Origin of the sequence: Nannocystis punicea, assembly GCF_026965555.1 — a bacterium.
Classification (GTDB): domain Bacteria; phylum Myxococcota_A; class Polyangia; order Nannocystales; family Nannocystaceae; genus Nannocystis; species Nannocystis punicea.
The window spans coordinates 12881748-12898952 of sequence record NZ_CP114040.1 but is presented as its reverse complement, the minus strand read 5'-3'; the positions used below and the strand labels follow the sequence as shown (position 1 = coordinate 12898952).

Annotated in this window: 17 protein-coding genes; 6 read left to right on the top strand and 11 right to left on the bottom strand. The window is 70.7% G+C overall.

Features of this window, described 5'->3' with window-relative positions; genetic code table 11:
• Window positions 1-7: 7 nt before the first annotated feature.
• Both O0S08_RS49755 and O0S08_RS49750 read left to right on the top strand, forming a co-directional pair.
• On the top strand, window positions 8-1156 hold the full coding sequence (locus O0S08_RS49755) for an OmpA family protein (protein ID WP_269036609.1): 1149 nt from the start codon (window positions 8-10) through the stop codon (window positions 1154-1156).
• Window positions 1157-1204: 48 nt separating this feature from the next.
• Window positions 1205-2107: a crotonase/enoyl-CoA hydratase family protein gene (locus tag O0S08_RS49750; RefSeq protein WP_269036608.1), complete on the top strand. Its 903-nt coding sequence runs from the start codon at window positions 1205-1207 to the stop codon at window positions 2105-2107.
• Window positions 2108-2609: 502 nt separating this feature from the next.
• Here the strand turns inward: O0S08_RS49750 and O0S08_RS49745 are convergent.
• The 8 genes from O0S08_RS49745 to O0S08_RS49710 form a co-directional block, all read right to left on the bottom strand.
• Entirely contained in the window at window positions 2610-3290 is a 681-nt protein-coding gene (locus tag O0S08_RS49745; RefSeq protein ID WP_269036607.1) for a HEAT repeat domain-containing protein, read from the bottom strand.
• A gap of 24 nt (window positions 3291-3314) precedes the next feature.
• On the bottom strand, window positions 3315-3884 hold the full coding sequence (locus O0S08_RS49740) for a GNAT family N-acetyltransferase (RefSeq protein ID WP_269036606.1): 570 nt from the start codon (window positions 3882-3884) through the stop codon (window positions 3315-3317).
• Window positions 3881-4936, bottom strand: coding sequence for a GNAT family N-acetyltransferase (locus O0S08_RS49735; RefSeq protein WP_269036605.1), 1056 nt, complete (start codon window positions 4934-4936; stop codon window positions 3881-3883). The genes O0S08_RS49740 and O0S08_RS49735 overlap by 4 nt, the downstream gene beginning before the upstream one ends.
• Before the next feature lie 451 nt (window positions 4937-5387).
• A complete protein-coding gene (locus O0S08_RS49730; RefSeq protein WP_269036604.1) occupies window positions 5388-5768 on the bottom strand; it encodes a hypothetical protein in 381 nt (126 codons plus the stop codon).
• Between the two features lie 515 nt (window positions 5769-6283).
• On the bottom strand, window positions 6284-6829 hold the full coding sequence (locus tag O0S08_RS49725; RefSeq protein ID WP_269036603.1) for a GNAT family N-acetyltransferase: 546 nt from the start codon (window positions 6827-6829) through the stop codon (window positions 6284-6286).
• Between the two features lie 43 nt (window positions 6830-6872).
• On the bottom strand, window positions 6873-7952 hold the full coding sequence (locus O0S08_RS49720) for a restriction endonuclease (protein ID WP_269036602.1): 1080 nt from the start codon (window positions 7950-7952) through the stop codon (window positions 6873-6875).
• A gap of 401 nt (window positions 7953-8353) precedes the next feature.
• Window positions 8354-10084, bottom strand: a complete 1731-nt coding sequence (locus tag O0S08_RS49715) for a right-handed parallel beta-helix repeat-containing protein (RefSeq protein ID WP_269036601.1) — start codon at window positions 10082-10084, stop codon at window positions 8354-8356.
• Between the two features lie 63 nt (window positions 10085-10147).
• Window positions 10148-10543 carry a YchJ family protein gene (locus tag O0S08_RS49710; protein ID WP_269036600.1) on the bottom strand — a complete coding sequence of 132 codons (396 nt, stop codon included), beginning with the start codon at window positions 10541-10543 and terminating at the stop codon, window positions 10148-10150.
• A gap of 158 nt (window positions 10544-10701) precedes the next feature.
• Between O0S08_RS49710 and O0S08_RS49705 the strand changes: the two genes are divergently transcribed.
• The 3 genes from O0S08_RS49705 (at window position 10702) to O0S08_RS49695 (ending at window position 13215) form a co-directional block, all read left to right on the top strand.
• Window positions 10702-11178 (top strand): GFA family protein, encoded by a 477-nt coding sequence (locus O0S08_RS49705; RefSeq protein WP_269036599.1) that lies wholly within the window; start codon window positions 10702-10704, stop codon window positions 11176-11178.
• Window positions 11179-11353: 175 nt separating this feature from the next.
• Window positions 11354-12874 carry an acetaldehyde dehydrogenase ExaC gene (exaC, locus tag O0S08_RS49700; protein WP_269036598.1) on the top strand — a complete coding sequence of 507 codons (1521 nt, stop codon included), beginning with the start codon at window positions 11354-11356 and terminating at the stop codon, window positions 12872-12874.
• Window positions 12874-13215 (top strand): DUF779 domain-containing protein, encoded by a 342-nt coding sequence (locus tag O0S08_RS49695; RefSeq protein ID WP_269036597.1) that lies wholly within the window; start codon window positions 12874-12876, stop codon window positions 13213-13215. Before exaC ends, O0S08_RS49695 begins: the two co-directional genes overlap by 1 nt.
• Window positions 13216-13270: 55 nt before the next feature.
• On the opposite strand, the gene O0S08_RS49690 is transcribed toward O0S08_RS49695, so the two are convergent.
• On the bottom strand, window positions 13271-13678 hold the full coding sequence (locus tag O0S08_RS49690) for a MarR family winged helix-turn-helix transcriptional regulator (RefSeq protein WP_269036596.1): 408 nt from the start codon (window positions 13676-13678) through the stop codon (window positions 13271-13273).
• 93 nt (window positions 13679-13771) lie between these two features.
• Between O0S08_RS49690 and O0S08_RS49685 the strand changes: the two genes are divergently transcribed.
• Window positions 13772-14851 (top strand): aldo/keto reductase, encoded by a 1080-nt coding sequence (locus O0S08_RS49685; RefSeq protein WP_269036595.1) that lies wholly within the window; start codon window positions 13772-13774, stop codon window positions 14849-14851.
• Window positions 14852-14910: 59 nt separating this feature from the next.
• Here the strand turns inward: O0S08_RS49685 and O0S08_RS49680 are convergent, their stop codons facing one another.
• Window positions 14911-16446, bottom strand: coding sequence for an AMP-binding protein (locus O0S08_RS49680; RefSeq protein ID WP_269036594.1), 1536 nt, complete (start codon window positions 16444-16446; stop codon window positions 14911-14913).
• A gap of 65 nt (window positions 16447-16511) precedes the next feature.
• Window positions 16512-17090 carry a hypothetical protein gene (locus O0S08_RS49675; protein WP_269036593.1) on the bottom strand — a complete coding sequence of 193 codons (579 nt, stop codon included), beginning with the start codon at window positions 17088-17090 and terminating at the stop codon, window positions 16512-16514.
• Between the last annotated feature and the right edge of the window lie 115 nt (window positions 17091-17205).

The following is a 17205-nucleotide window of genomic DNA, read 5'->3' as shown; positions in this document are numbered from 1 at the left end:
TCCGCGCATGCGCAGACCTCCTCGTCCCCTCGTCGTCGTCCTCGCGCTCGCGGGCCTCGCCGGTTGCAAGGCCTCGGCCTCGCTGAGCGTGTCCACGCCGCCGCTGGACGGCTCGGCCGACAAGCCGATCGTCCGCGCCTCGGCGGTGACGATCGTGCGCCAGGGCGACAAGCTCGCCTACGAGAACGGCGAGATCGAGTTCGAGACCGGCTCGGCCGCGCTGAAAGGCGGCGGCTCCGACGACATCCTCGACCGCTACACCGCGATCCTCAAGCAGTACCCGGACGTGAAGGTCCGCATCGAGGGCCACACCGACAGCCGCGGCAGCACCAAGTCCAATCAAGAGCTGTCCGACCTGCGCGCCAAGTCGCTCCGCGCCGCGCTGGTCCGCCGCGGCGTCGCGGCCGAGCGCCTCGAGGCCCGCGGCTTCGGCGAGAGCCAGCCCGAGCGCGTCGAACCGACCGCCTGCCGCAACCGCTCCGAGGACACCGTCGCCGACAACAAGCTCGCCGAGTGCCAGGAGATCTGGACCACCAACCGCCGCGCCGGCTTCATCATCACCGAGGGCGCGGACAGCCTGCCCGCCGAAGGCGCCGTCGCCTCCGCGCCCGAGCCCACACCTGTCCCCGAGGCCAGGTCCGCCAAGCGCCCGCCCGACTGGGCCCTGCGCCTGTTCGGCGGCTATTCTCTGATGTACCCGGGCGACGACTTCCACGGCGGCCACTTCGGCATCGGCGTCCACGCCTCCCAGCGCTTCGGCGCCCGCGACCGCGGCTACATCGGCGGCGGCCCGCGCCTGCACTACCGCGGCGTCCGCGGCCGCCAGGAAGGCCTCGTCCACTACGACTTCGCCACCCACTACATCGGCCCCGAGGGCAACCTCCTGATCGGCGGCGGCAACGAGCGCATCGTCGGCCTGTTCTCGCTGCGCCTCGGCCTCGGCGTCGGCATCACCCACGGCACCTTCCGCGACGTGAACTTCGCCGGCTGGCTGCTCGGCGGCCCCATGGTGCTCGGCAAGATCAACGAGCGCTGGAGCCTCGGCGGCCACGCAGAGTTCGGCATCATCGGCAGCCCGGGCAGCCCCGCCTTCGCCACCGAGATCGGCCTCAACGCCGCCTGGCACTTCGGCCGCGGCCGCCGCAAGGGCATCTGAAGCGGGCCGCAGCGCCGCCCGGGCGTGCTACCTCTGCGAAGAGGTCCCATGCCCGTCTTCTCCACGCTCCGCATCGATCCCGACCCCGTCAACCCTCGCGTCGCGCGGCTGCTGCTCGACCGCCCCGACCGCCTCAACGCGATCGGCGAGGAGACGCCGCGCGAGCTGCGAGCCGCGGTCGAGTGGGCCAACGCCGAGCCCGAGATCCACGTGATCGTGGTGGAGGGCGCCGGCAAGGGCTTCTGCGGCGGCTACGACCTGGCGTTCTACGGCCAGGGGCAGATCGATCACCCCTGCCAGCAAGAGCGCGACCCGTGGGACCCGCTCGAGGACTACGCGTTCATGCGCCGCAACACCGACGACTTCATGTCGCTGTGGCGCAGCCCCAAGCCCACGATCGCCAAGGTCCACGGCGCCGCGGTGGCGGGCGGCAGCGACATCGCCCTGTGCTGCGACCTGCTGCTCATGGCCGAGGACGCGCGCATCGGCTACATGCCCACGCGCGTGTGGGGCTGCCCGACCACCGCGATGTGGACCTTCCGTCTCGGGCCCACGCGGGCCAAACAGCTGATGTTCACCGGCGACACGATCGACGGCCTCACCGCGAAGGAGTGGGGCCTCGCCAACGACGCAGTCCCGCTCGATCGACTCGAGGCCCGCACGCGCCAGCTCGCCGACCGCATCGCCGCGGTGCCACGCAATCACCTCGCCATGCACAAGATGGTGGTCAACCAGGTCATGCTGACCATGGGCCTCGAGCAGACCCAGAACCTGGCCACGCTCTTCGACGGCATCACCCGTCACAACCCGGAGGGCCTGTGGTTCCGCCGCTACGCCCAGGCGGAGGGCTTCAAGGCCGCCATCGCCTGGCGCGACGGCGGCCAACCGATCCCCGAGGGCGACGAGGCACGCGCCCTCGCGCGCGAGCTCGAGGCGCGCCGCAAGGGCTGAGGCCCCAGGAAGGAGAGGCCCATGAGCAAGTGCAGGCGCGGACATGAGGTCCGCATGTTCTTCCATGTCTGACTTCATCTGGCGGAGGCCTCGGCCGAGGATCGCCCTCTTGGTGTCGTCCATATCCCGATCGCCGGGTTGGGCAACCTCCCGCTTTGTTCGGAGTGCGAGCTGGCGCTGCTTCGACTGTCTGATGATAACGCTCGGCACGACTGTATTACCGACACGCTGCTTCGGCTCGATTGCTTCGTGTGTTATCGAGAATGGGCCGCTCGCCATGCTATTGTCGCGCAGCTCTCGGATGCTGTGGGCTATGTAGATTTCAAGCCGAAATCGTAGTCGGATGATTCACGGGCGACCGGCCCGTGGGAACAAAAGAAGGGCCGCGAGAGCTCGATCCGCGCGCGGGTTCATCTCGACGCGATACCGCGAGCCACCCCGCCCTCCGAGTGCGCAGACCCGCGGCGCGAGGCTACCCGTCATGAGGGTCGCCGTTCGCCGCTCAGCCGCCGTTCTCGCCCTCCTTCTCCTTGAGGATCTCGATCGTCGCGGCCACCTCGTCGGCGACCGATCCGAATTCGGGCGTGCTCGCATGGTCCTCGAGCATCGGCAGCAGCTTCGGGATCAGCGAAGCGTTGCCGATCTGACCGAGCGCGAACACGACCCAGTATCGGAGCTCCGGGGAGGGATCGCCCAGCACCTTGACCAGCTCGCCGACGCCCCGCCGGTCGCCGATGTAGGCGAGTGCTTCCGCCGCCATCCCGCGGACCCGCGGGTCCTCCTCCGATCGACGCAAGACGGTCCGGAGCGCCACGAAGGCCCGCTTGTCGCCGATCTCGCCGAGGCCGTGCGCCGCGAACCAGCGCACGTCGGCGTCCGGGTCGGCCTCGAGGCACTGGATGAGCCGCTCCATGGCCTGCTCGCCGCCCAGTTCGCCGAGGCTGAGCGCTGCCCCGCAACGGACGCGCTCTTCCTCCGCCTCGAGACAGCGGGCGAACGCCGTGAACGCGCGCTCGCCTCCCAGCCGCGCCAGGTACCAGCACGCGCTCCGTCGCAGGTCCACGTCGTGCTCGCCCTCCGCGAGCGCGAGCAGGTCCTCGTAGGTCTCGATGCCGTATTGCCACAGGCGCGAGCAGTCTTGCGGCGTGCCGATCTCCTCCATGGTCGCGCGAAAGTCCTTCATCCTTCACCCTCCCACGCCCGCCTCTTATGCATCATCGTCCGCCGCCGTCAACGCCCGCGCCAGGTACAGCCCCGTCTCGCCATCATCGTAATACTCCTCGATCGCCCGCACCAGCACCATCCCCGCCCGGCGATTGAGCTCCTGCGCCGCAGTGTTCGACAGCCGCACGTGCGTCGTCTGCGTGCGGTAGCCCAGCCGGTGCGCGATCCCTGCCATCTTCGCGCGCAGCCACGACGCGTGGCCGCGGCCCTGTTCGCCGGCGCGCGTGCACGTCTCCACCACGTAGACCCGCCGCTGCCCGCGGTTCAGCTCGACCAGGGTGTAGCTGACGATCGCGTCCTCGCGGCGCAGCCCGATCGCCAGCGCGTGCGCTCGTTCGCAGTAGAACCGCAGCTTCGCCGGCGACAGCGCCTCCTCGCCGAACGCCGTCGCGCTCATCTCCGCGACCTCCGGGATGTCCTCCGCCGCCATCACGAACGCCCGCAGGCCCGCGCCCGCCCGGCGCTGTTGCAGCTCCGCGGCCAGGCGGCGCACGATCGCCGGCGTCAGCCGCGGCGGTGTCCTGTTATTATTAGCAGAACCACCGCGACTCACAGCCGCCTCCCGACGATCCCCGCCGTCCCGGCCACCCACCCCTGTCCCGGCGCGAAATAAGGGCACCCGGCCGCGCACTCCGGCGTCGGCGCCCCGATCAGCAGCGCCGGCTTGTACGCGTTCTCGTTGACGACCTTGCGCTTGGCCACGCCGATCGACGGCGGATCGTCGAGCCCGGTGCGGCACGTCGGGTCGAGCCGGCGGACCGCCGGGAACGCGTCGATGAGCCGGGCGATCGCCAGCAGATCGATGACCACCCCGAGGCCGTCGTGGTGCAGGTCGAGGTTGCGGCTGGTCGACTGCGAGGTGATCACCGCGCCGCGCACCAGGTAGCCGTTGAAGTACGCCAGCTGGTCGCCCGCGTACACGCGCATGAACAGCGCCTGACCGGGCCGCACCTCGGCGACCGCCACTGGCCACAGATGCTGCGCCAGCGCGTATGCGGCGTCCTCGCCCCACTGTCGCGTCAGCTGCTCTGCGACCCACGTCAGCTCCGCCTCGCTCGGCGCCTCCGGCGTGAGGACGAAGCGGAACCCCGCCGATTCGTCGAATCGCGCCAGCAGCTCGCGCGCAGCCCGGCGGCGGTCGGCCGACAGCGACGCCAGGTACTCGGAGAACGTCCCGTCGAAGCGGGCGCGCGGGCTCGACAACCACGCGAAGCATTCACCGTTCGGCGCCGTCGGCTCGCTCAGCCCCTCCGCCTCGAACGTGTCGGTCATGACCTGCGAATCGCCGCAGTCGTCCGCCAGCGCGATCGCTACCGCCTCCGCCGCCGCCGCGATCTCCGGCGCCGCCAGCGGCACCACCGGATGCGACAGCGCCCCCACCAGCGCCCACGCGAACGCTCCGCCGCCCGCCAGCGGATCGCGGTAGAACCCGAGCCCGCCCGGAACCACCACCACCGGCGCCTCGAGCGGGCCGCCGAGCCAGCGCGCGTGCAGTTGCAAGTAGCGCGTACACACCCGCGGGTCGTGCTCCGGCGCCGCCGCCGACTCGCCGAACCGGCCGAGCCGCGTCATCCAGTCGACGTACTCCTGCACCGACATCAACATGGCGCGGCACGTCCGGGCAGGGGCGAGCGACGGGGCGGAGAGTCGAGCACGCGCGCACGCTTCTACCACCACCCGGCCGCCCGCGGCCCCTCCCGATCGCCGGCGCGAAATCGCACACCCCGCTCCAGCCCGCGTGGACCGCCCTTCCACGGCCTTCTGTGCGCCAGCGGCCCGCGCGCAGGTCGGCGCGTGAGACCTCGCGCCGACCTCCCCGCCGGCGCGGCGATCCCTCGACCTGTCCTTTGCAGCAGGTCCAACCTCTCGCATCGCCCGCGCTCACCTGCCCGAAAGGCCATCCTCGACGCTCACCTGTCCCGAGCGACAGCCTGCCGGCCGCTCGCTCCGACGCGCCGCCGGCTCGAGCCCACAATTGCCACGACATCGCGCGGGGACGACAGCCTGTCGACCCCGCGCGACCCTCTCCTCTGTTGCGTCAGAGCTCGTGGGTCTTTTAAAGGCCGTCGACGGGGACGAAGCCGTACACGGCGCACTCGTCGTCGCACTGCACGGTGCAGGTCTGGTTCTCGCCGCCCAGCAGGGTGAGGATATCGGTGATATTCTCATCGGTCACGTTGCAGCGGGTGGCGCAGACCTCGCGCGGCTGGTTATCATTGGCGCAATTGAGCACGCAGAGACAATCGGTGTCGTTCTGGCACGACGAGTACTCACCGCAGCAGCCCGTCTTGATGCACACGTCGCAGTCCGTGTCGTCCGCGTCCACCTCGCAGACGGCCTCGGCAACGCCGTCGTCGTCGTCCGACATCGCGCAGCCGAGCACCAGCCCCGCCGTCATCAGGCACGCGTAGAACCGTCGCTTGGATTGGATGAACATCGCTCGCACTCCTTGTCTGCTGCGGCGAGGGACGCGTCGCGCGCGGCGTTCGCGGCTCCCTCGGGGAATGTCGTGAGTCTGAGGGCGACTCCGATCGAGCGCCGCCTCGCCACAATGGCCGCCGACCCGCTCAGGCCGCCGCGAATCCGTCGCGCTCAGGCTCCTGCGGCGGCGCGGCCCCGATTGTGCTCATCATCACAGTGTAGACATTCGACGCCGACCACCCCGCCGAGCCCGTCGCGCACCGCCGCGATCGCGTCCCCCGCCTGGCCCGCACGCCGGCTCCGGCCCGCACGGGCCGCTGCAGCCTCGTCGAGGCCGCGGCGTCCCGTCGATACCCACGATTCCTCGCGATTCACCACATCGTCATCCATTGCCGCGAGCGAGCGACCGTGGCCGCCGAGCCGCGGGCGACCGGCAATCGCAGCACTCGCGAGCACGGCCGAACGGGCGCCCGCGGGCCGCTGGAGCGGGCGGGCGGCCCCTCTGCACATTCAGCGCGCCGTCCGTGTCCTTCAGGACGGAGCCACCAAACTCTTGCGCATCGGCACGAACGTGATCGTCACTCCGCCCGTCAGCGGGATCTCCAGCGGCGCCGCGGCCTGATAGCCGAGCGCGGAGTACAGCCGCACTCCCGGGAGGGTCGCCATCAGCTCGGCCGCGTGAAAGCCGGCCGCGCGGGCCTCGGCCTCGCAGCGGTCCAGGATCGCCCGACCGAGGCCGCGGCGGGCCCACGCTGGGTGGACGAAGAACGCGCGGATGCGGGCCGCCTCGCGCTCCGGGTCGAGGCGCTCCGCCTGGCGACCCGGCTGGTCGTCGCCGCCGAACAGGGTGCGGCGGAAGCTCCAGCCGCCGCACGCCACCGGCCCTTCCGCCGCCTCGGCGACGAAGTACGTCGCGTCCGCGATCAGCTGGGTGTCGACCCCGAACGCCGAGCGCAGCGCCGCTTCGATCTGCGCCGCGGTGTAGTCCTGCTGTTGCAGCCCGCGCGCCGACGCGGCGATCAGCTCGCGCAGCGCGGGCGCGTCGGCGGGGGTGGCGAGGCGGAGGCTCGGGCTCATCGGCCCGATCTTGCACCCACGCGCGGCCGTCTGCACGCTGAAATCAGGCGCCGTGCCGCTTGAGCTCACCGTACCGGCCGACGCGCAGCAGCACCCCGTGCTGCGCCAGCATGTCGACGAACTTCGGCCCGTCGACCAGCTTGAGGTTCGGCTCGCCGTGCGCCGCCCCGGTCGCCTGCGGCGAGAACTCCGACGTCGTCACCAGCAGCGCCTCCGCGAATTGCTGGCGGCGATAGGCCCCGAGCAGCTCGTCGACGTAGCGGCGCCCGACCGGGCCGGCGTAGCGCTTGGCCTGCACAGCGATCCGCGCACGATGGCCCCACGCGTCCATGCGCGTCGCCACCACGTCGACCCCGCCGTCGAGCGGCCCGCCGCGCTCCTCGACGTCGACGTAGCCCATCGCCTTGAGCAGCTCGGCCACGATCGCCTCGAACTTGCGCGGCTCGACGCTCATCAGCCACAGCAGCGTCTGCTGCTTCACCAGCGCGTTGTGCCGCGCCACCAGGGCTTCGATCTGCGGCGCCGGGTCGCCGAGCTCCAGCCCGCCGGGCGCCGCGTCCGGGCCCTGAAGATAGCGACGCCACTTGATCAGCGTCTGCGCCCGTCGCTCCGCGGTCGTCCGCGACAGCCCCGTCAGCACCTCGAGTCGGCGCGTCAGCGTCGCCAGGTCGAGCGGCTCGCCGGCGAAGAACGATGCGAACGGCCGCAGCGCCCGCGCCAGCCCCACCGCCTCGGCGAACACCTGCCGCTCCTCGCGCGTGCCCTCGCTCGTGGCCAGGAGCCGCTGCCCCAGCGACGTCACCAGCACGTCCCCGCGCGCGTTGAACTCGACCAGCCCGAGGATCACCGCCGCCTGGCGGTAGTAGAGGAAGTGCCGCCGATCGACGTCGAGCAGCTGGAGCAGCATCCCCGCGTGTTCGATGCCGTCGCGCACCGCCGCCACCAATTGGCGGATGTTGCTCAGCCGATCGGCCTGCGGCACGTCGAGGGTGCGGTGCAGGCGATCGACGCCGGCCGCCTCCTGCTTGTGGAACTTCACCACGCCCCGACCCTGCCACGCCGCCAGCCCCTTGGGTACTGCTTTTTCGGCCAGATCGCCCGCGGCCCGGGGCTGTGCGGGCACTCGGCGGTACCTGCGGGGAATGACTGCACTCGTAGGACATCGCAATGAGCGGAACCGCCCCGAAGTCTCGCATGGCCCCGTCCGCCGCCGCCGGGCCCGTTCGAGCACCGACTCCATGCAATCTGCGAGGGCGCAACAACGCCCGCTCTCGTTCCCGCCGCCGCAGGGCCGCGACCTCGCGCCGACGAGCTCCACGAACGCGTTGTCACCCGCGACATCGCTCGCGGGCCGCACTCGCTCGCCGTCACGACGAGCCCGTCAGCGATCGCGAGCGTCACGGTCACACCGCGAGCCCGCGTCGTCGATCGCGCCAGTCATCACCCTCGGCGCACCACTGTGACAGTCGCACCGCGAGCCCGCGACGTCGCTCGCGGGCTCGCGCGCCATTCGAGCGATTTTTCTCATTGAACCGCAGCGCCCTGCTTGCGCCGGCGGAAGCCCACCAGCACCAGCAGCATCGGCCACGCCGCGGTCGCGTTCACGTCGCTCGAGCAGGCGCAACCACTCGCGTCGGGATCGCTGTCGCCCGCGGTCGCCGAATCGGCGTCGGTCGAGCCGCCCTCGGTCCCGACGCCCGCGGTCGCCGTGCTCGTCGGACCCTCGCCGCCGGTGTTCCCGCCCGTGTTCCCGCCCGTGTTCCCGCCCGTGTTCCCCTCGCTGTCGCCGCCAGTGTCGTCCCCCCCGCTGGTCGGCCCGCTGGTGGGCCCGCTCGTCGGCCCGTTCGTCTCGCCGTCGCTCGTCGGGTCGCCGGTCGGATCGCCGGAGGACGACGTCGACGAATCACCCGTCGTGCCGGTGTCCGTCACCTCGAACGCCCCGACATCGGGCGCCCCGTCGTCGCGCGGCACCCCGTCGTGGTCGTCGACGATCTCGATCTCCGGCACCGGCAAGCCGACGTTGCGCAGCGGCGAGTCGTCCGTCAGGTGGAAGTCGCGCGCCGCCGCGTCGACGAACCCGAAGCCGTCCGGGTCGTCGGCCGTCTGGTTGCCCTCGTCGATGAACTCGGGCACCTCGCCGCCGATCCCGATCTCCGACATCCCGGCCCCGGCCACCGCGTTGTTGCGCAGGAAGCCCGGCCCGAGCGCCGCGCCGAACACCGCGATCCCCCAGCCGCCCGACGAGATCACGGTGTTGTGGGCGACCTGGATCATCGACCCCATGTTGAGGTTCTGGTCGTTGATGTAGATGCCGCTCTCGGAGAAGTTGGCGACCACGTTGTTGTAGAGCTGGGTGTGGCCGGCGCCGAAGATGAAGAAGCCGTTGGTGGGGCCGTCGAGCAGGGTGTTCCCCCAGATCTTGCAACTCGAGGCGCCGCCGATCTGGAGCCCCTGCTGCTGGTACAGCTCGCCCGCGGTGCCGACGTTCTTGATCGTGTTGCGGTAGAAGTGACAGTCCTTCGGCGTCACCCCGATCTGCGCCCCGTCCCAGCCGGTGTTCTCGATGAGGTTGTCGTGGATCCACGCCCCGTGGTGCTCGTGCGGGTAGAGCGTCACTTCCTTGCCGTCGCACGTGAACACGCGCCCGCCGTAGCCGGTGCTGCCGAAGTAGATGCCCTCGCCGTTCACGTCGTGGATCCACATGTGATGCAGCCGCGAGTTGTACATCACGAAGTTGCCGAGGTTGGCCGAGCCGTCGCAGCGCGACTCCGTCTTCATCACCACCCCGGCGAAGCCCGCCTCGTAGACCTCCATGTGGTCGATCTCGACGTCGCTGCTGAGGTCGCCCACGGCCACGCCGAACGCCGAGTAGTCGGGCCCCTTCCGCGACGCCCGCACCTTGAAGCCGTACTCGAAGTCCGGGTCGCCCGCGCCGGTCACCCGCACGTAGTGCGAGCCGTCGACCGTGAGGCCGTAGCCCTTGTCGGCGTTGTCGATGTTGACCTGCCCCTCGCAGTTACGGATCTCGATCGGCGCATTCTCCTCGCCGATGAATTGTTGCAGGCGCAAGAACGGCCGGTCGCCGCCGCGCACGCACACGCTGTCGCCCGGCTGCACCCCCATGTCGGTGCCGTTCACGACCTCCCCGGACAGCTCGATCACGTGGTCGCAGTCGCACGGCGCCGCTTCGGCGGCCTCCGGCATGGTCATGACGAGCGCGACGAATGGTGCCAGGACGATAAAGCGATGCTTCATGCCGCGAACGTCGGGCACGGCCCGCCGGCCGTCAACCAGGACCTCACCGAGCCACCGCCGCCGCTATCCCTGCACATCGCCGCCTTCGTACACCCACCGCCCGTCCTCGCGGGCGAACCGGCTGCGCTCGCGCTGCACGAACCGGCGCCCCTCCGACTTGAGCGCCGCCTCGAACACGACCACGCCGGTGTCGTCCGCAGGCCCGCCCGCGGCCGTCTCGACGATCGTCAGCGACATCCCTCGCAGCCCCCGACAATACGCGGTCAGCTGCTGGCGATCGATCGTCCCGCGCGTCGCCGCGCTTGTGGTCTCGAGGAGATAGTCCACCGCCCCTTCTACATACGCCGTGTAGCGGCTGCGCATCAGATCTTCCGCGGTCTCGGCCCGCCGCGCACCGGCGAGGAGCGGGCCGCAGCAGCTCTCGTAGGTGCGACGACCGCACGGGCAACGCCTGGACATGCGCCGCATGGTGCCACAATTCCTCCGGCGCGACGACGCGTCGCACGGGCGCGTCGCTCGCTGCGCCGCGCTTGTCTTCTCGCCGCGGGCAGGTAGAACTCAGGCGCCGCGCCGACCTGCCCTTCCGGACAGCCTGACCCGGGCGCGACCACCCACTCATGGACGACACGACGACCGACTGGAAGCTCCCCTGGACCGGCGGATGCCGCTGCGACCGCGTGCGGTTCCGCGTCACCACTCCGCCGCTCATCACCATGGCCTGCCACTGCCGCGGCTGCCAGCGCATGTCTGCCAGCGCCTTCTCGCTGAGCCTGCTGATGCTCTCCGCGGGCTTCGAGCTCACCGCCGGCGAGCCGGTGATCGGCGGCCTCCACGGCCCGAACCGCCACTTCCACTGCCCTCACTGCAAGTCGTGGATGTTCGGCCGCCCCGACGGCATGGACCACCTCGTCGTCATCCGCCCCACCATGCTCGACGACCACGCGTGGTTCGCCCCCTTCATCGAGACCGCGACCGCCGAGAAGCTGCCGTGGGTCACCACGCCGGCGAAGCACTCGTTCCCCGACCTGCCGCCGCCCGAGCAGTACGGCCCCCTCATGGCGGACTTCGCCGCTCGCGGCCCGCGCCCGGCCTGATCGCGCCCGCAGCCCGCGCACTCCGTGCGCCCCCGCGGCGGAACAGCGCTCCGTCCGACCTCCGCGCTGACGCTTTCCTGATGCGCGGCGCGCTCCTCGCTCTCATGTCGGCGACAAGCCCCACGCAGGCGCTCCGACGCAGGAGTATCTTGGCCCGCGGAGGAGCACCGACGACATGCGATATGCCAGGCCCAACACTCCCGGCGCGAAGATCAGCTACGAGTCGCGCTACGACAACTTCATCGGCGGCGAGTTCGTCGCCCCGGTCAAGGGGCGCTACTTCGAGAACCCGAGCCCGGTGACCGGGCAGACCTTCTGCGAGGTCGCGCGCTCCGACGAAGCCGACATCGAGCTGGCGCTGAACGCCGCACATGGCGCGAAGGACAGGTGGGGCAAGACCCCCGCGGCCGAGCGCGCGCGCCTGCTCAACAAGGTCGCCGACGTCATGGAGGCCCACCTCGAGGAGCTCGCGGTCTCGGAGACGTGGGACAACGGCAAGCCGATCCGCGAGACCCTGGCCGCCGACCTGCCGCTGGCGATCGACCACTTCCGCTACTTCGCCGGCTGCATCCGCGCCGAGGAGGGCACCCTCGCCGAGCTCGACGAGCACACCGTCTCGTATCACCTGAAGGAGCCGCTCGGCGTGGTCGGCCAGATCATCCCGTGGAACTTCCCGCTGCTGATGGCCGCGTGGAAGCTCGCCCCCGCGCTGGCCGCCGGCAACTGCGTCGTCCTCAAGCCGGCAGAGCAGACCCCCGCGACGATCCTGCTGTGGGCCAAGCTGATCGGCTCGATCCTCCCGCCCGGCGTCGTCAACATCGTCAACGGCTTCGGCTTCGAGGCCGGCAAGCCGCTGGCCCAGAGCCCGCGCGTGGCCAAGGTCGCGTTCACCGGCGAGACCACCACCGGCCGCCTCATCATGCAGTACGCCTCCGAGAACATCATCCCGGTGACGCTCGAGCTCGGCGGCAAGTCGCCCAACCTGTTCTTCGCCGACATCCTCGACCACGACGACGACTTCCGCCAGAAGGCGCTCGAGGGCTTCGCCATGTTCGCCCTCAACCAGGGCGAGGTCTGCACCTGCCCATCGCGCGCGCTCGTCGACAAGAAGATCTACGGCAGCTTCCTCGAGCTGGCGACCGAGCGCACCCGGCGGATCGTCCAGGGCGACCCGCTCGACACCGGCACGATGATCGGCGCCCAGGCCAGCAACGACCAGCTGGAGAAGATCCTCTCCTACATCGACATCGGCAAGAAGGAGGGCGCCCGCGTGCGCACCGGCGGCGAGCGCGTGCGCCTCGGCGACGGCCTGGAGAACGGCTACTACGTCGCGCCGACGATCTTCGAGGGCCACAACAAGATGCGGATCTTCCAGGAGGAGATCTTCGGCCCGGTAGTCTCGGTGGCCAGCTTCGACGGCTTCGACGACGCGATCGCCCAGGCCAACGACACGCTCTACGGCCTCGGCGCCGGCGTGTGGACCCGCGACGTCCACACCGCCTTCCGGGCCGGCCGCAACATCGCCGCCGGCCGGGTGTGGACCAACTGCTACCACCTGTACCCGGCCCACGCGGCGTTCGGCGGCTACAAGCAGTCGGGCATCGGCCGCGAGACCCACCGCATGATGCTGAACCACTATCAGCAGACCAAGAACCTGCTCGTCAGCTACGACCCCAAGCCGATGGGGTTCTTCTGATGACCGAGTCGCCGCCCGCGATCAGCGCCACCCCGGCCGCCCTGGCGCTGATCGCCGCGCTCGAGCAGCAGCACGGCCCGCTGATGTTCCATCAGTCGGGCGGCTGCTGTGACGGCAGCGCGCCGATGTGCTACCCCGCCGGCGAGTTTAAAATAGGGGCCCGCGACGTCCTGCTCGGCCAGGTCGGCGGCGCCCCGTTCTACATCGGCGGCGACCAGTACGAGCGCTGGCGTCACACCCGCCTCACCCTCGACGTCGTCCGCGGCCGCGGCTCCGGCTTCTCCCTCGAGGCCCCGGAGGGCGTGCGCTTCCTGATCCGCTCCGACGTCTGCGCCGTGTGATCGTCACTTGTCCATCGAGACATGTTTTTAAAAACATGTCTCGATGGACATCCACTCAGCACAGCTTCTCGAGCAGCCCGCGCAGCTGCGCCTGCTCGCTCCCGCTCAGCCGCCCCAGCCGCTCCGCGAACGCGTCGGCGAGCAGCGTCAGGCCGCGCTGCATCGCCTTCCGCCCGGCGGGCGTCATCAGCAAGCGGTGCTTGCGCAGGTCGGCGGCGTCGATCTCCCGCCGGAGGAAGCCCGCGGCCTCGAGCCGCTTCACGTACACCGTCATCGACGGCTTCGGCATCACCAGCGCCGCCGCGAGCTCGGCCGGGTAGGGGTGCTCGTCGACCTCGGACAGCACGAACAGCTCCTTCACCTCGAGCCCCAGCGCGCCCACATCCTCCGCCACCGTGGCGATCACGGACATCAGCAAACGGTGATTGAGCGACCAGAGCCTCGCGGCGTCGATTTTCGTCATGTCCCCTCTTGCGCTCCAGGTAGTTCAAGACTAAACCAGTTCAAGGTTGAACAAGTTCGAGGCTGAACCAACTCGAACATACCAGGAGTCACGATGCCTCTCGACCATTATGTGACGCTCGGCCGCTCGGGCCTGCGCGTGAGCCCGTTTTGCCTCGGTGCGATGACCTTCGGCGAGGACCTCGGTTGGGGTTCGAGCGTCGAGGAGTCGCAGCAGATCATCGACCGCTACATCGAGCTGGGCGGCAACTTCATCGACACCGCGAACTTCTACACGAAGAGCCACTCGGAGAAGATCCTCGGCGACCACATCGGCCGCCACCCCGCGCGCCGCGACCGCCTGGTGCTCGCCACCAAGTTCAGCGGCAACCTCTATCCGGGCGACCCCAACGGCGGCGGCTCGGGCCGCAAGTCGATCGTCTCGGCGTGCGACAACTCGCTGCGCCGCCTGCAGACCGACTACATCGACCTCTACTGGCTGCACAACTGGGACGTGCACACGCCGATCGAGGAGACCATGGCGGCCCTCGAGGACCTCGTGCGCGCCGGCAAGGTCCGCTACATCGGCGTGTCGGACACGCCGGCGTGGAAGGTCGCGCAGGCCAACGTCACCGCGCAGTTCCGCGGCTGGTCGGCCTTCATCGGCCTGCAGGTCGAGTACTCGCTGCTCGAGCGCACGATCGAGCAAGAGCTGGTGCCGATGGCGCTCGAGCTCGGGATCGGCATCACCCCGTGGTCGCCGCTGAAGAGCGGCGCGCTCAGCGGCAAGTACACGCGGAGCAGCACCGAGAAGCCGGGCCGCGGCGTGTTCCTCGAGCCGTACCTCAACGAGAAGACCTTCGCCCTGGTCGACGAGCTGGAGAAGATCGCCAGGGCGCACGAGACCACCGTCGCCCGCGTCGCCCTCGCGTGGGTGCAGGGCCGCCCGGGCGTGACCTCGACGATCATCGGCGTCCGCCGCCTGGCCCAGCTCGAGGACAACGTGAAGGCGCTCGAGGTCAAGCTCAACGCCGACGACCTCGCCCGCCTCGAGGAGCTCACGAAGCCGACCCTCGGCTTCCCGCAGAACATGCAGCCGATCTTCCCCGCCATCCACAACGGCGGCACCCGCGTCAACGGCGTGCAGATGCCGCCGAGCCCGTTCGTCATCGGCGCGGGCGAGAAGCCGTACTGATCCGCGAGCGCCGCGACCCGTCGCGGCCGCCGCGAGCGGCCGCGCACGGATCATTCGACTCAGTTCACCTGCCGCGTGCGCCCCTCCCAGTAGGGCGCGCGTAGCTTGAATTTCTGCAGCTTGCCGGTCGACGTGCGCGCCAGCTCGGTGCGCAGCTCGACCGAGGTCGGGCACTTGTAGTGGGCCAGGCGCTGGCGGCAATGGGCGATGAGCTCCGCCTCGGTGGCCGACTTGCCGGGCGCGAGCACCACCAGCGCCTTGACCGTCTCGCCCCACCGCTCGTCGGGCACCCCGATCACGGCCGCCTCCGCGACCGCGGGGTGCGAGCACAACGCGTCCTCGACCTCGATCGACGACACGTTCTCGCCGCCCGTGATGATCACGTCCTTCTTGCGGTCGGAGATCGCCAGATGGCCCTCGGGGTCGACCGTGCCGCCGTCGCCGGTGTGGAACCAGCCGTCGCCCATCGCCGTCGCGGTCGCCTCCTGATCGCGCCAGTAGCCCTCGAGCACGGTGTTGCCGCGGGCCAGCACCTCGCCGTGCGCGTCGACCTCGATCTCCGTGCCCAGCGCCGGCGCGCCCGCCCGACCGAGCCGCTCGGCGCGCTCGTGATCGGACAGCCCGTCCCACTCCTCGCGCGTGCGGTTGATCGTCAGCAGCGGCGACGTCTCCGTCAGCCCGTAGATCTGCATGAACTCCCACCCGAGCTCGGTCTCGACGCGCTCGATCGTCCGCGTCGGCGGCGGCGCCCCGGCACACACCACGCGCACCTTGCCGCGCCCCGGGATCGGCCCCTGCCACTGCTGCCCCGCCGCCAGGATCGCGTTGAGCACCGCCGGCGCCCCGCACATCAGCGTGATCCCGTGCGCCTCCACCCGGCGCAAGATCTCCGCCCCGTCGATCTTGCGCAGCACGTGCTGCCGCGCCCCCAGCCCGGCCAGCGCGAACGGCATGCCCCAGCCATTGCAGTGGAACATCGGCAGCGTGTGCAGGTACACGTCGCGGTCGGTCACCCCCGTGTGCAGCGCGAACGTCGTCGCGTTGATCCACAGGTTGCGGTGCGTCAGCTGCACCCCCTTCGGCCGCGCAGTCGTGCCGCTCGTGTAGTTGATCGTCGCGGTCGCCTGCTCGTCGGCCTGCCAGCGCGCGGGCGCCACGTCGTGGCGGAACAGCAGCGCGTCGCTCTCGGCCCCGAGCACGAACCGCTGCGCGCACTGCACCTCCGCCAGCGCCGCGTCGAGCTCCGGGTCGACGAGCAGCATCGACGCCCCCGAGTGTTCGACGATGTACGCGATCTCGGCCGGGCTGAGGCGGAAGTTGATCGGCACCAGCACGCGCCCGTGGGCCGCCACGCCGAAGAACGACACCAGCATGCGCGCCGCGTTGTGCGACACGATCGCCACGCGCTCGCCGAACCCGACCCCGAGCGCGTCGAGCCCGGCCGCCTGCGCGCGCGCCAGCGCGGCCACGCGGGCGTAGGTCAGCGCGCCGAGCGAAGCGGCCGGCTGCTGCGGTTCGTCGAACACGGCGACGCGCTCGCCGTAGACCTGTTCGGCGCGGCGCATGAAGTCGAGGATCGTGAGCGGGACCAGCAAGACGAGCTCCTGCGGCGAGAGAGAGGCCGGCAGGATCGCACGAAATCAGCGGCGCGGCGATCGCCTCAGAGGGGCTCCCACGCGTCGGCGTCGAGGTCGGGGAAGAAGACCTGGCAGGTGCCTTCGGGGATCCGGCTGAGCCGCGCGACCCCGAGAGAGTCGGTGTAGCCGCGCCACTCGACGCCGTCGGGCGCGACGATCCGGTAACGCTGACCTGGGATCCCCTCGCCGTCCTCGCCGACCAGCTGGATCTCCACCCAGTGCGTCGGCGGGCCCGCCTCCAGCGCCGCGAACGCGTCCTCGCCCGCCTGCTCGCCCTCCGCCGCCTCGCCCGCCTGCTCGCCCTTCGCCGCCTCGCCCGCCGGCCCGACCCGCGGAGCCGCGGGCGCTCCCCCGCGCGTGAACACCAGCCGACCCGCGACCAGCGCCCCCGCCAGTCGGCTCACCACGTCCTCACCGCCGCGGTACTCGAGCTCGCCGGCGAGCCGCTGCAGCACGTGAGCGTCGCGCGGGTCGCCGAGCAGCTGCGACACGAACGCCGACGCCGTCCGCACGTCCGCGAACTCGAGCCGCTCCCCCGCTCCTGACGCCTCGCCGAACAGACGGACCTCGAGGTCGGCGACGCGGAGCGAGCGAAAGTCCACGGTGCCGCCACGCTATCGCAGCCGCCCTGGCCCAGCAAGGCGCGCCCCCGCGCGCGTCCGCCTCGCGCCGCGAGAATCACATGTCCCTCGAGACAGCCCGCCTGCGTCGCGCTCC